The sequence below is a fragment of the Pseudomonas alkylphenolica genome, assembly GCF_016009175.1.
In the GTDB taxonomy this organism is placed as follows: domain Bacteria; phylum Pseudomonadota; class Gammaproteobacteria; order Pseudomonadales; family Pseudomonadaceae; genus Aquipseudomonas; species Aquipseudomonas alkylphenolica_B.
In genome coordinates, this window is record NZ_JADUCM010000013.1 from 71,353 (window position 1) to 84,723 (window position 13,371).

At 52.0% G+C, this 13,371-nt stretch carries 13 protein-coding genes; all 13 read right to left on the reverse strand.

Going from position 1 to position 13,371, the window contains the following annotated elements:
• Positions 1 to 40 precede the first annotated feature (40 nt).
• A complete protein-coding gene (locus I5S59_RS13610; protein WP_197877072.1) occupies positions 41 to 1,051 on the reverse strand; it encodes an MraY family glycosyltransferase in 1,011 nt (336 codons plus the stop codon).
• The gene (locus I5S59_RS13615) at positions 1,048 to 2,013 is read right to left on the reverse strand and encodes a UDP-glucose 4-epimerase family protein (protein ID WP_197877126.1); all 966 of its coding nucleotides are present in this window, start codon (positions 2,011 to 2,013) and stop codon (positions 1,048 to 1,050) included. The genes I5S59_RS13610 and I5S59_RS13615 overlap by 4 nt, the downstream gene beginning before the upstream one ends.
• A 2-nt stretch (positions 2,014 to 2,015) precedes the next feature.
• Positions 2,016 to 3,266, reverse strand: a complete 1,251-nt coding sequence (locus I5S59_RS13620; RefSeq protein WP_197877073.1) for a glycosyltransferase family 4 protein — start codon at positions 3,264 to 3,266, stop codon at positions 2,016 to 2,018.
• Between the two features lie 12 nt (positions 3,267 to 3,278).
• Positions 3,279 to 4,409 carry a non-hydrolyzing UDP-N-acetylglucosamine 2-epimerase gene (wecB, locus tag I5S59_RS13625; protein ID WP_197877074.1) on the reverse strand — a complete coding sequence of 377 codons (1,131 nt, stop codon included), beginning with the start codon at positions 4,407 to 4,409 and terminating at the stop codon, positions 3,279 to 3,281.
• A 23-nt stretch (positions 4,410 to 4,432) separates the two neighbouring features.
• The gene (gene wbjC, locus I5S59_RS13630; protein ID WP_197877075.1) at positions 4,433 to 5,551 is read right to left on the reverse strand and encodes a UDP-2-acetamido-2,6-beta-L-arabino-hexul-4-ose reductase; all 1,119 of its coding nucleotides are present in this window, start codon (positions 5,549 to 5,551) and stop codon (positions 4,433 to 4,435) included.
• 3 nt (positions 5,552 to 5,554) lie between these two features.
• The gene (locus tag I5S59_RS13635; protein ID WP_197877076.1) at positions 5,555 to 6,589 is read right to left on the reverse strand and encodes a polysaccharide biosynthesis protein; all 1,035 of its coding nucleotides are present in this window, start codon (positions 6,587 to 6,589) and stop codon (positions 5,555 to 5,557) included.
• The gene (locus I5S59_RS13640; protein ID WP_197877077.1) at positions 6,582 to 7,793 is read right to left on the reverse strand and encodes a glycosyltransferase; all 1,212 of its coding nucleotides are present in this window, start codon (positions 7,791 to 7,793) and stop codon (positions 6,582 to 6,584) included. Before I5S59_RS13640 ends, I5S59_RS13635 begins: the two co-directional genes overlap by 8 nt.
• Before the next feature lie 90 nt (positions 7,794 to 7,883).
• Positions 7,884 to 8,912: an EpsG family protein gene (locus I5S59_RS13645; protein ID WP_197877078.1), complete on the reverse strand. Its 1,029-nt coding sequence runs from the start codon at positions 8,910 to 8,912 to the stop codon at positions 7,884 to 7,886.
• Positions 8,913 to 9,914: a glycosyltransferase family 2 protein gene (locus I5S59_RS13650; RefSeq protein WP_197877079.1), complete on the reverse strand. Its 1,002-nt coding sequence runs from the start codon at positions 9,912 to 9,914 to the stop codon at positions 8,913 to 8,915.
• 89 nt (positions 9,915 to 10,003) lie between these two features.
• The gene (locus I5S59_RS13655) at positions 10,004 to 11,188 is read right to left on the reverse strand and encodes an oligosaccharide flippase family protein (protein ID WP_232239736.1); all 1,185 of its coding nucleotides are present in this window, start codon (positions 11,186 to 11,188) and stop codon (positions 10,004 to 10,006) included.
• Positions 11,189 to 11,335: 147 nt separating this feature from the next.
• Positions 11,336 to 12,355, reverse strand: coding sequence for an LPS O-antigen chain length determinant protein WzzB (locus tag I5S59_RS13660; RefSeq protein WP_232239737.1), 1,020 nt, complete (start codon positions 12,353 to 12,355; stop codon positions 11,336 to 11,338).
• A 443-nt stretch (positions 12,356 to 12,798) separates the two neighbouring features.
• Positions 12,799 to 13,089, reverse strand: a complete 291-nt coding sequence (locus tag I5S59_RS13665; protein ID WP_332262073.1) for a LapA family protein — start codon at positions 13,087 to 13,089, stop codon at positions 12,799 to 12,801.
• Positions 13,043 to 13,360, reverse strand: coding sequence for an integration host factor subunit beta (gene ihfB / locus I5S59_RS13670; protein ID WP_197877082.1), 318 nt, complete (start codon positions 13,358 to 13,360; stop codon positions 13,043 to 13,045). The genes I5S59_RS13665 and ihfB overlap by 47 nt, the downstream gene beginning before the upstream one ends.
• Positions 13,361 to 13,371 lie beyond the last annotated feature (11 nt).

A 13,371-nucleotide genomic window follows, 5' to 3' on the forward strand; every position in this document is an offset into this window, starting at 1 on the left:
TAATTCACCCGTATCTTCAAACGTAGACACAATGCAGTAGCTACTCGAGTTGACCCGCACGATAGCGCATCGCTAGAACAACCAGTGGTATATAGGCGATGAGCAAACCGAGTACGCCGTCGAGTTTCAGAAGCACGACGCACAAGGAAATTGGCAACAACCAGAATATATTCAATGCAGCAACCATCAAGGTCACCGGCAAGTGCTTGCCATGTTGACGGGATGCAAACTGGTAGGCGTGACTACGATGGGCTTCATAAACCCTGTCACCACGGGCCAATCGGCGAAGCAAGGTAAAGGTAGCGTCAACGATGAACACACCGAGCAAAATAAGCCAACACCAAAACAACTCAGAAGATACCCAAGCTGCTTGCAGCGACAACGCCCCGAGGATGATCCCGAGAAAACCACTGCCCGCATCGCCCATAAAAATCCGTGCCGGCGGGAAGTTCCAGAAAAGGAACCCGGCAACTGCCATCGCCAGTAACAGCGGCAGAATCACAAGGCTCGTGGCGCCAGCGATCCAGTACAACAGGCAGGCTCCCAGGCATGCCGTGATCGCCTCGACACTAGCGATACCGTCAATACCATCCATGAAGTTATAGAGATTGAGCAGCCACACGAGGTACAAAGCAGCCAGAACCGCACCAAACCAACCAAGGTCGATCTGCAACCCAACGACCTGGAGAGCCGGCAACCCACCCAGCCAACCCAGTACCCAGGCAGCACCAATAAAATGCCCCAACAACCGCCAACGAGCAGCAATATGGCCGTGGTCATCCATGAACCCAAGGAGGGCAATCAAAGCACCGGCTCCGGAAAGCGCGATCAGCATATCAGTGTCAGCAAAGCCGATTATTCCCAGGATGGCCAACGAACCAAGAAATGCCGCGACGATTGCCACTCCACCACCTCTCGGCGTCGGAACGGTGTGGGAACTGCGGGCATTGGGAATATCGATGATGCTTTTAGCCAACGCATATCGTCGAAGCGACGCCGTCAACAACAGCGAACCCAGTAAAACAACAGGAAACAACCACCAGAGACTCATTTTCTTTTATTTTCCTGATAGTACCGGGCTGCGCGTTTCAAAGCTTCATCCACTCCCACTGGTGGTACCCAGCCCAACAAAGCCCGGGTTTTCTCGATATCTACTTGCAATGAGCCACACAACCGCTGAGACAACGAACGCTTACCCAGCATCACAGCGCCGGCTTGCAGCCACCCGGCCGGAACCGGCAGCAGACGTGCGGATTTGCCCAGCGCCAGCGCCATTTTGCGTAACAGCTGAGTTGTCGACAGGTCTTCGCCATCGCTGACGAGAAAAATCTGATTGGCTGCGCCCGGATGAGTCATACAGGTCACTAGCAAATCCACAAGGTTATCCAGGGCAACCAGGCTACGACGGTTGTCGATTGCCCCGAAGGGTAATGGCACTCCTTTGTCGAGCCAGCGCATCATTGCCTGGAAGTTGGCCTTGACCCCTGGCCCATACACAAGCACCGGCCGCACGATTACCACCTCCATGCCGGTATCCTTACCGAGACGGAGCAGTCCGTGCTCGGCTTCCATTTTCGACACGCCATAAGGGTCCATAGGCGCCGGCACGTCGTCAGCCCGGTAAGCATGGCCGCGCTCGGTTCCCTCTCCATTGACCTTGATCGAACTGACGAAAATGAAGCGTTTTACCCCCACTTCAGCTGCCTGACGCGCCAACTCCAACGTACCATCAACATTGACTTTACGAAATGCGGCAAGCGGGTCGACTGCAGTGTCGTTCATGACATGAACGCGCGCCGCACAATGGATCACAACGTCACAACCAGTAAGCGACGCTCTCCAGTCATGCACTTGACCCAAGCTCTCAAAGCGAACAGTTGACACAGGCACATCCGGTGTCTTGGCATTACTACGCAATGCCGCAATTACCGGAACGGCCTCTGCTGTAAGCCTTTTCAGAATTGCCTGACCTACAAAACCGCTTGCACCGGTCAAGAAAACGGATTGCGGCATCATTACCCTGCCTTGCGTAAAGTTGCGTGGCGAAAAAGATTCTCCAACCGTGCCATCAGCACCGGCTTGGAATATTGCTGCTGGTAGTACTGACGCCCTGCCTCCCCCATCTGCCGGCGTTTTTCCAAGGAAGTCATCGCCAACTGCTCTGTGATTCGCGCCAGCGCCTCCCCATTGCCTGACTCGCAGGCATAGCCTGCTCCCGACTCCTCGATTACTCGCGCAGCCTCACCGTTGATCATGCCAAGAATCGGTCGACCCGATGCGAGATAAGCCTGCACCTTACCTGGGATGGTTTTCTCAAAAACATCATTGGTACGCAAAGACACCAGCAAGGCATCGGCCTGAGCGAACAATCCCGGCATGGCCTCTAGAGGATGGCGACCCAACAGCTGAACATTGTCAAGACCCCTGCTCGCTACCTGCTCTGCCAGCCAACCGCTCATCCGGCCGTCACCGACTATTACCCAACGTACCGCCACCCGCTCACGCAGGGACAGAGCGGCATCGATCACTGCTGGAAAATCCTGCGCCTCACCAAGATTTCCCGCGAACACCACGGTGAACACAGCAGGATCATGCTCGATCAAACTCTGTCCCTGTGCCGCGGCCGCTGAAAATTCATCTTCAGCCCAACTTGGGAAGTACACCAGGCGCTCGGCCTGGATCCCTCGGGTACAGTAGTGTCGAACATTGTCAGAAAAACCATGCGACTGCAGCAACAAGTAGTCACTGCGGTTATAGACCCAGGAAACCACCTTGCCAACCAACCCCAGCAATCGAGGGTGATGCAAAACGTTCACCGCTCTCAAGGTTTCCGGCCATAAGTCCAAAACCCAGACAAACACCGGGGCTTGCTTCAAACGACCAATCACTACCGCAGGGATAGCTGCCATAATCGGTGAAACTGCATAGACGAACACCGTATCAAACTTTCTGCCGCGCAACTTGAAAACGCCCAAACTGGAAGCCAAAAGAAAAAATGACAAATAGTTGAGCACCAGTCGCCAGGCACGCTTGCCTCGCGGAACCAGAGGCACACGCACCACCTCTGCCCCCGCATAGCTAGCAAACTCTTCCGGGTTGTCGCGGTAGGCCTGGAATACATCGCCCTCCGGGTAGTTTGGCAATCCGGTCAGCACCGTAACTTCGTGACCTTTGGCCGAAAAATCACGGACCAAATCGTTGATCCGCATGTTTTCCGGCCAAAAGTATTGCGTCACTACCAAAACGCGTAGTTTTTCTTCGGCCATTGCCACACCCAGTTAATAGCGCTTCCAGACGACACGATTCACGTAGTCGGTATAACTGTGCACAATGCGCACAACCTTGTCCGAGACGTTAGGCATGCTGTAATCCTCGACCAAGCGCAAGCTGCGTTCATCGCCCCGGGCCTGGCTCTCGAGAATACTCAAGGCTTGTATCACCCGGTCGACTTCAAGGCCAACCATCATAGCAGCAGCTTCTTCCATGCCTTCAGGACGCTCGTGCGCTTCACGAATGTTCAACGCCGGGAAGTTCAGGATCGAAGCCTCTTCATTGATCGTGCCACTATCCGAAAGAACAGCCTTGGCTTCAAGCTGCAACTTGTTGTAGTCCTTGAATCCCAAAGGCTTCAACAGGCGCACATTGGCATGAAAGATAACCCCCATCGCGTCCACTCGCTTTTGCGTACGGGGATGAGTAGAGACGATTACCGGGAAACCGAATTGCTCTGCGACGGTATTTAGAACGTCGACGAGCTTTAGAAAGTTTTTGTCCGAGTCGATGTTCTCTTCGCGATGGGCACTGACAACAAAGAACTTACCGGACTCGAGGCTGAGGCGGGTCAATACATCGGAGGCATCGATACCGCTGCGATAATGGTTGAGTACTTCGAACATTGGACTGCCGGTCTTGATGACTCGATCGGGTGGCAGGCCTTCGCGCAACAGATAGTCTCGAGCAATGGTGCTATATGTCAGGTTGATATCCGCAGTGTGATCAACGATGCGTCGATTGATCTCTTCCGGCACACGCATATCGAAACAGCGATTACCCGCTTCCATATGGAAAGTCGGAATCTTGCGTCTTTTCGCTGGCAACACGGCCATACAACTGTTCGTGTCACCCAGCACCAACAACGCTTCTGGCTGCACTTCGGCAAGTACCCGGTCGACGGAAATGATCACATTGCCGATTGTCTCGGCGCCTGTCGCCCCCGCCGCATTCAAGAAGTGATCCGGCTTACGGATGTTGAGGTCCTGGAAGAAGATCTCATTGAGCTCGTAATCGTAGTTCTGGCCGGTATGAACCAGAATGTGCTCGCAATGCTCATCAAGCTTGGCCATCACCCGCGACAGGCGAATGATTTCCGGGCGGGTTCCCACCACTGTTACAACTTTCATCTTTTTCATTGCAGTGTCCTGTTAACAGCGGCTCAGGCTTCGGTGCCCACCGGCCGAGCGTAGGTATCCGGGTGCTCGCGATCAAAAATTTCATTGGCCCAGAGCATCACGATCATTTCGTCATCACCGACGTTGGTGATGTCATGGGTCCAGCCTGGTACGGTTTCGACGATTTCCGGCTGTTCACCAGTGGTAAACAGTTCATAGAACTCGCCAGAAACGATATGACGGAAACGGAAGCAGGCCTTGCCCTTGATGACCAGGAATTTTTCCGTCTTGGAATGATGGTAGTGCCCGCCGCGGGTAATACCGGGATGCGCGGTGAAATAGGAGAACTGACCAGCATTCGGGGTCTTGAGCATCTCCACGAATACGCCACGCGGATCACCATACTTGGGAACCTCGTAAGTGAAGCGCTCAGGCGGCAGATAGCTCAGGTAAGTCGAGTACAGGGCACGGACCAATCCCGTGCCCACTGGCTCGGTGATCATGGTCTTGCGGCTATCGCGGAACGCTGCCAACTGTTCGCCCAGTTCCCCAACGGTAATACTGTACTGCGGGGCAACACTGACAAAGGGTTCGCCCGCCAGCTTGCCATCCATCACCGCGATGAAGTGACCGACTACGTCATCGATATAGACGAGATTGATAGGCGCCTGCGGGTCATTGATCTGGATTGGCAGATCACGTGCAATGTTGTTGCAAAAGGTCGCCACTGCCGAGTTGTAGTTCGGCCGCGCCCACTTGCCGAACACATTAGGCAAGCGGAACAAGTGCACGGCTGAACCGTGAGCTGACTTGAGGTCGAGCAGGACCTGTTCAGCACCACGCTTGCTGCTGCCGTAGGGATTATCCAGTTCCGCCTGGCTGGAGGACGTGTACAACACCGGCACCTGACGCCCACTGGCCTTGACTGCATCGCACAATGCACGAGTCAGGTCGGTGTTACCGGCTTGAAACTCCTGCGGGTCCTGGGGGCGATTGACCCCCGCCAAATGAAAAATGAAATCCGCTTGCCCAACCAGGCCAACGAGGCTTGCCAGCGAATCGTCGCGGGTAAAGCGCAGTACTTCGACGTCGCTGCGCTCACCGAGGTGAGCGATCAGATTCTGGCCGACAAAACCATTAGCGCCTGTAATCAGAACCTTCATTGCTTACTCCTCTGGCGTTGCGTATTCGCCGCGCTGAATGGCTCGCATGAAGTCCAGCTTGAGCAACAACTGCTGCATGCCTTGCACGTCCAGACGCTCAGTATTGTGTGAGTTGTAATCTTCGGTGCGGGAGATCTTGGTTTCGCCGAGTTCGACAAATTTGGCGTAGTTCAGATCGCGCAGGTCAGGTGGCACACGGAAGTACTCGCCCATGTCCTCGGCGCAGGCCATCTCTTCCCGGCTGAGCAGTGCTTCATAGAGCTTCTCGCCGTGGCGGGTACCAATAACCTGGATCGGGTGTTCCGGCTTGCCGACCAGAGCGGTCAATGCCTGGGCCAGGACTTCCACTGTGGCCGCCGGCGCCTTCTGCACGAACAGGTCACCATTGTTACCGTGTTTGAACGCGTAGAGCACCAGGTCGACGGCGTCGGCCAGGGTCATCATGAAACGCGTCATGTTCGGATCGGTAAGGGTCAGGGCCTTGTCGGCACGAATCTGTTCAATGAACAGCGGAATGACCGAACCACGGGAAGCCATGACGTTGCCGTAGCGGGTACCGCAAATGACGGTCTTGGTTTCATCGACGTTGCGTGACTTGGCGACCATGACCTTTTCCATCATCGCTTTGGAAATACCCATGGCGTTGATCGGATAGACCGCCTTGTCGGTGCTCAGGCACACGACGCGCTTCACTTCATTCTGAATCGCGGCCTCGAGCAGGTTTTCGGTACCCAACACGTTGGTCTTGACCGCTTCCATTGGGTGAAACTCGCAGGAAGGTACTTGTTTAAGAGCGGCCGCGTGGAAGATGTAGTCAACACCACGGGTGGCGTTCAGCACGCTCTGGTAGTCGCGAACATCGCCGATATAAAACTTCAGCTTGGAACTACCATAGCGCTTGCGCATGTCGTCCTGCTTTTTCTCGTCTCGGCTGAAGATACGAACTTCGGCTATATCGGTATCGAGAAAGCGTTTAAGCACAGCATTGCCAAAAGAACCAGTACCGCCGGTAATCAGTAACTTTTTGCCTTTAAACATGATCTTTTCCTTTAATAGCTTGTAACAGTTTAGCGACCTGCATATCAGGCATTTTATTTTTGATAATGAACTGCTTGGCCGACGCACCCATGCTGACAAACTCATTATCCGCGAGCCTGGAAAGCTCCAGCAACTTTACTTTCAAACCTTCACCACCAGGCGGAATCAGGTAGCAAAAACCATAGTATTCTTCGGGTATACCGTCAAGCTTGTACATCAGTACCGGCACACCCGATGACATGTACTCTATGATCTTCGATGGAAATGAATATTTGGTATAAATTGAATCGTTGTCCCGCGGATTAACCAGTAAGGCTGCATTGCGCTGCAGTGCCAGTACCGAATCCCGGTCTAACTGACCGAAATACTTGACATTCGGCTGTGCTGCCGCAACGTCTTCCACATACTTGCGATCATCCCCGTCACCGCAGATATAGAGCTCGTAGTCGGTGATCTCGGCAGCAACATAGGAATCGACAAGGTTCCTTATTCCATAACGACGATCAAGGGTGCCTGTATATAGGAAATACTTCTTCCTTTCGACCGTATCGCTCAAGGCGATGTAACGCTCGTCTGCGATCCCCTCGATAACCACTTTGCTGATACCGGCGTCAAACTTGCCCAACATATCTTTGGTAATGGCCGAAATACTGTCAGCGCGCCCGACAATAAAATAGGAAATGCGCGATAACATATGAAAGACAAACTTCGCCAGCCCACGCCGAACCGCCATGTACTCCGGCAGGTCGGGAACGATAACACAAAAGTGGGTCTCTTTCCTCAGGCGCTTGACGATGTAACAAGCAAGAAGATGCGGCAAGTGCATGGAATAACAAACCAGTACCTGCGGGCGCTGCGCATCCGCCTTCATTTCCCGCAAAATGACCTTGACTGCGCGGACAACCTTGTGAAGATTCTTGACGATCGTCAGGTTTAAGAAGCTGACATTCCTGACCGTTGCTCGATCAAATGCTTCCTGCTCGGCAACAGGCCGATAAAACATATCCTCATAGCGCCGGGGATAAGCGCCAATAAACGGTAGATTGACCACCGTCACCGCGTCCACAGCCTGACTTTGCGAGAAACCATGGATATAGTTTTTTTGCAACGTGTCAGCTGCATACTGCACACCACCTCTGGATTTCTGAATGATGTTTTTCTTGTCGCACTCGGTGAAAATTCCACCCAGGAATAATACTTTCATCACGCCCTCCCCTGAGTTGCAACGGAACACCCACGCTCGACAGACAGCCGGCCGTCACGTCCTGAAATATCACTGCCCTTGTTCATCGATTCAGTTCCACAGCAGATTATCCCTGAACAGCGGAGTCAACGAAAAATCCGCCACAGGGACAATATAAAAAAATACCAGGTAAGCTGAAAAAAACAGAATATACAGACCCAGAAAAAAATAGCTTCGCCGCGACAAAAACAGTGAATTCACGCAATGCAGCATGTTGAAGAATATAATCGAACGCAGCAGCCTGACGAAAATTTCGGATTCGAAATACAACACCAGGAAAAACAGTGAGAACAAGTTAAGATTAAGCAGAAACGCAAGTTCCCTATCACGCGCTGTCTCACAATAGATACGTGCTAGACTCATGCGCTCCGAAAAAATTGCGCACGTGATCAGCACGACAGAGACAATATGAACAAACACATTTGCCAGTGAACTTTTCAGTGAAGTATTATAGTAATTGAAGTGACTGGCAATACTTTCAGGCAAAGGCACAGCATAACGTACAACCATATAAAAAAAGATGAAAGCCGCATACACCAGCAAGAACCGGCCCAATGGAACGACCCTGTTTACCGGCATAATCACGAATGCCATGAGCATCAGCGATGACTGGTGAATGCTTGCAGCCAACACAATCAACAAAACATATTTCAGCTTGCTGTAGGGTTTATCTTCAAACAGCACCAGGATAGCTTGCAAGCAAATAGCAAACGCAAGAAAGTTTCTTACCAGGACATAATCCAGAGAAAAGAAACAGAAAAAATAGACCAACAGGGATAGAAAAGGCGACAGCGTGCGCTTAACGATATAACGCCACACCAGTGCCAGCGTCACCAGGGCAATTGAGATCTGAAAGCCTTGATACGACAGGCCCGAGCGACTGGCAAGAATGTTCAGGTAGCCGTAACCTATCTCCTTGCCCCAGCTGGCAAGTGTATCCCGAGTATAGTAATACAGTTCGTAGGCTTCTCGATCACCATTCCAAAGATTCCCCCCATACAGCATCCACATCACCAGGAAAACCGGTAACGTAAGCACAATGGATAGTTGCCTCCTTGTTGTAGACATACCCGCCTGCATCTATTTAATTTTCTTCTTGATGAAACTGGCGATGCTTTCCGTCCTGCTGATACCCAGCCAACTTCTGATTGCACGCGAAAGGATCGAGCGCAGCGAAAAGAACTGAGGGTGCAAGATTATTTTCGCAACAGCAACTTCAAAAGGCTGGTCAACCAGCAACGCCGGAGGGTGCTTCAGTGGAAATTCCATTGCGCGCGTTGGCAAGCCGCAGAAGCGCTTGACCATGACATCTTCCAGCGAGTCGCCACCATGGGTAGAGTCGCTATCGACACCGATATTGGTAATCTGATTGTACTTGGGCACAATCGCATAGAGGTTATGCGCACGCACCGAGAAACTCATCTGATAGTCCCAGGAATAAAAACGCCCGTTACGCTCTTTGGCATCCAGTTCGTAGTCCAGATTATAACGATCCTGGTAATAAAGCTTCTTGTACGCATATTCGTATTTTATCCTGTTGCGGATATATTCATTACGCCACAAGCTCAGCTCACCATCATAAAACCTGACAAACTTATCCGACCAGGACGCCCAGCCACAAGGCATCATATTCTTGGTGAATACATAGCTTGAACCATCTTCGGGCTCATAGGTCTTCAGGTAGTTCGTGCCACACACCCATAGCACCCGGGTGTCATGCTTGTAGCGAAGCAGCATCTCCTCGCAGAAACGAAAGAACGAGACATCTGGAAGATTGTCATCCTCCAGAAAGATGGCGCACTCTTCACGCTGAAACACCCATTTAGCGCCTTCAGCAATATTTGCATATACGCCAATATTGTTGTCTTCATACTTGCGGATGACTTCGCAATCCCAGGTGATTGCCGCTTCAATCGCCTGACGACACGCGGCAACCTGCGCCTTCTCTTCATCGTTGCGCCCACCGTCGGAGAGCAGGTACAGCCGGGCAGGGGCAACCCTGGCAATTTGCCTGATGACCTCCAACGGCTTGTCGACCCGCTTGAACAACAGCAGCACTACCGGGATATTGAAATTTTCCATTGCCGCTACACGCTCCCCTTAATCTTCAATTGAGCTCGCCTGTCCAACCACTCCCGAGCGCCTCGCTCGGCCAGTGGGGCCAGGCCGGCCTAGTACCCTTGCACCTTTTTGACCAGCGAATAGCTGTAGACTATCTCGAGCAACGCCGAACTGACCAAGGCCAGTACCACGGAGTACACGCTCCAGCTTATAGCCAGGTAGGCTGCGCAGAACCCGTAAAACGACACCACCGATAGCACCTGATTCCTGAGGACAAAGTCGTAGCGCTGGTGAGGTACGTAAATAAAGTAGATATGACTGCCGACGATAAGGAAGGTCATGATGTTGATGCTCAGCAGCATCGACAGGTAATACGCTTGCTGCATGTCGTGCACCGACACCAAGCGCACCACCCAGTACCCCCCCAGCACCACCGACAGGATACAAAGCAGGCCGATGAAGACTTCAATCTTGATAATCTTGTCGACAACATTTTTCTGCGCCTTTTTCACCATCATCGGGAACAGCGCTGCATTGATATTCGAGGCCAACAGGCTAGGTACGGAAAATATCTTGTTGGCCAGATCGTAGATGGCCACTTCTTTCATGCCAAAAAAAGAACCGATGATGATCTCGACACTTTTCTGCTTGAAGGTATTGGTTGCCGTGGACCAGAAAAATGGCTGCACCTCTCGTAACAAGCCGGTGACGTTAGCTAGCACCGGCCATTTAAGGGCTGATCGCGAAAGCCTGAGTGCCAGATAAAACGCGACCAACGAGGACAGCACATTGGTTGCCACAACGATGAAAGTATAAACATCAATATCATCTGTATCTTTCACCAGCAAGTAAATCGCCGGCAGTGACACCAGCTTGAATGAAAGCTGAACGATGGTCAGCACCTTCATTTTCTGCATGCCATGGAAGTACCAGAGCGGAAGGAAGATGCAGGACAGGGTATTGGCGAAGCACATGAAGAACAGCAAGGCGTTAGCCCGCATGAACGGTATGGTCATGAGCAGCACCAGAAAGACGGCCCCAGCCAGCAGCTCCAGGATCACTTTCGCCAGCGTTACCGAGGACAGCAACGACGTGTGAAGCGCAGTATCTTCCTGGTTCAAGGAAATCAACTTGGCAGCATGTATATCGAATCCAAAGTTGATAAAAACCATGAAATACATAGCAATACTGCTGGCAAAAACAAACAATCCGTAATTATCAATCCCGACATTATTGATAACAAAAGGGTAAATAAGCAGATAAAAGAAAGAATTCGTCACCTGCAGTATGGTCATGTGCGAATAATTACTAATAACCTTGATGTTATTTTTATATAACGTCTTGACCTGAGCCAGATTCAACAAACCACCTCACAAACGCTTTAGAACCCAGGCATCAGGCCACCGCCTGAAGATTGAACAACCACAACAACTGTCATGCTGTCACACTGCACGCCTTTCGTTGGCCTTGTCCACTATCAGAAAACGCAGCACGGCCAGAAAAATGCCCAACCCAAAGCCTAGCGCCAACCCCAGAGCCACGATCAGCATCTTCCTGGGTTTGACTGGGCGATCAGGAACTTCGACAATGCCATCCTGACGGTAAACCTTGATACTTGACGGAGGAACTTCAAGCGTACGATAAAATGCCAGGCTTTCTTGCTTCTGACGCAGGTTGCCAATAAACGGATCATCGGATTGGCGCGCTTGCAGGTTATCTATCTCCGCTTCAAGCGCCTTACTTCCGCGCATGTACATCAGTGAATGATCCATGCCAGCGGATACCTCTGCAGCAAGTTTTCCGCTGATTATCGGCGGTTTTTCCAGGTCGATTGACTTTGCGACACGTAGCGCTTCTTTCAGCTGGACAATTTCATCCTCTCGCTCTTTGCGCGAACTCGCCTGCTGAGCGTCAATTTGCTTTTGCAGGTTATCAGCCTTTATCGTCGCATCGCTTTTGACGTTCCTCAGTATTTCGTCCCGGGCTTGTTCACCGGCCCGTGCAGCAAAAGCGGTCACCCATTGTGCGGCTTGTTGCGGGTCTGTCACTGTCGCAGTAACGGAAAAGCGGGTTGGATCGTCCTTACTGGCCTGAGCAACCACCAGCGACTGGCTGAACCGGGCAAACATGGCATTCTGCGGCCCTTCACGCTGCTCCTGCGTCAAGCCTGGCATGTAGACGCTGCGATAAAGCTCCCAACGCAACGATTCGGACTGCAAGCACCTCAGATAGACATCATAGACATCCTTGACCCGAAGCACTTCCAAATTGCTGTCGCCTCCCCGCCCATAGTTCAGATTACCAATGTCACTCTGGCTGGGTGGCTGGATGAACATCTTTGCTTCATAGCTTGGGGGGGTCGTCCAGGCGTAGGTAACAGCCGCGGAAAGGACCACGGTAGTACATAGGAGGATCAGCAGTTTCTGCTTCCACAGCCCTTTGAACAGTTCAGTCAGGTCCAATTCGTCGTTCCGGACCAGGCGCTCACTAACCATTTACGTTTCCTTGGGTACAGCTCACCGGCTCGTGACGCTAGCTCGACAACCAGGAAAACCAGGTGCGGACGCGTGCAAAGAATAGGTGACAGTGGTAATTCGCTCAATGCCAGCCCCCAAAACCAGAAGAGTCTGACTCAGTATATAAACTTTCCTACGGTGGAATCCCAACTAGCCTACATTTATATTAATAAAGGCTAATTATGTCCAGAACAGCTGATAGCTTTATGCTGGCAAAGCAAGCTTATCTGACTTGTAGGCATCTTAGAAGTTCACTGTAAGAGTCTTCCGGCTGTCGACTGCATCACACCAAAATGCGAATATGTATCATTTCTGAAAAACAAAAACGAAATAGGCTGGCGCCTGGACAACAAGCCAATTAGCTGCTCTTCAGAGAGCGCCACCTGCACTCACAGCGAGTCGCGCACTGCCTGGCGAATCTTGCGGCGACCACGCCATACCACCAACATAGCCAGAACAGGCCCAATCAGAAGACCCAGCACAAGGGCTATCACCAACAATATTGCTACCGGCAGAGGCGGCAAAATGAAACCCAGAAACGTCAAGCTTACGGCCTGCTGATTCTCCAAAGTGAACAGCAATGTGAAAGCCACCAGCAGGAGCAACAGCAAAACTATCAATACCCGATTGACCCTATGCACGCGCTTCCCCCTCATGCTCGGCATCGCTCTCCTCCTCATTCACCCGATCCCGCAACTCCTTGCCAGGCTTGAAATGCGGCACAAACTTGCCGTCAAGGCTGACAGATTGACCGGTCTTGGGATTGCGCCCTACCCGTGGTGCGCGGTAGTGCAAGGAAAAGCTACCAAAGCCCCGGATCTCGATCCGGTCGCCAGTCGCCAGGCACTGTGACATCTGTTCAAGCATGGTCTTGATGGCCAGCTCGACATCCTTCGATGAGAGCAGCCCTTGATGGGTGACAATACGTTCGATCAGCTCCGACTTCGTCATATTTTTCCCTT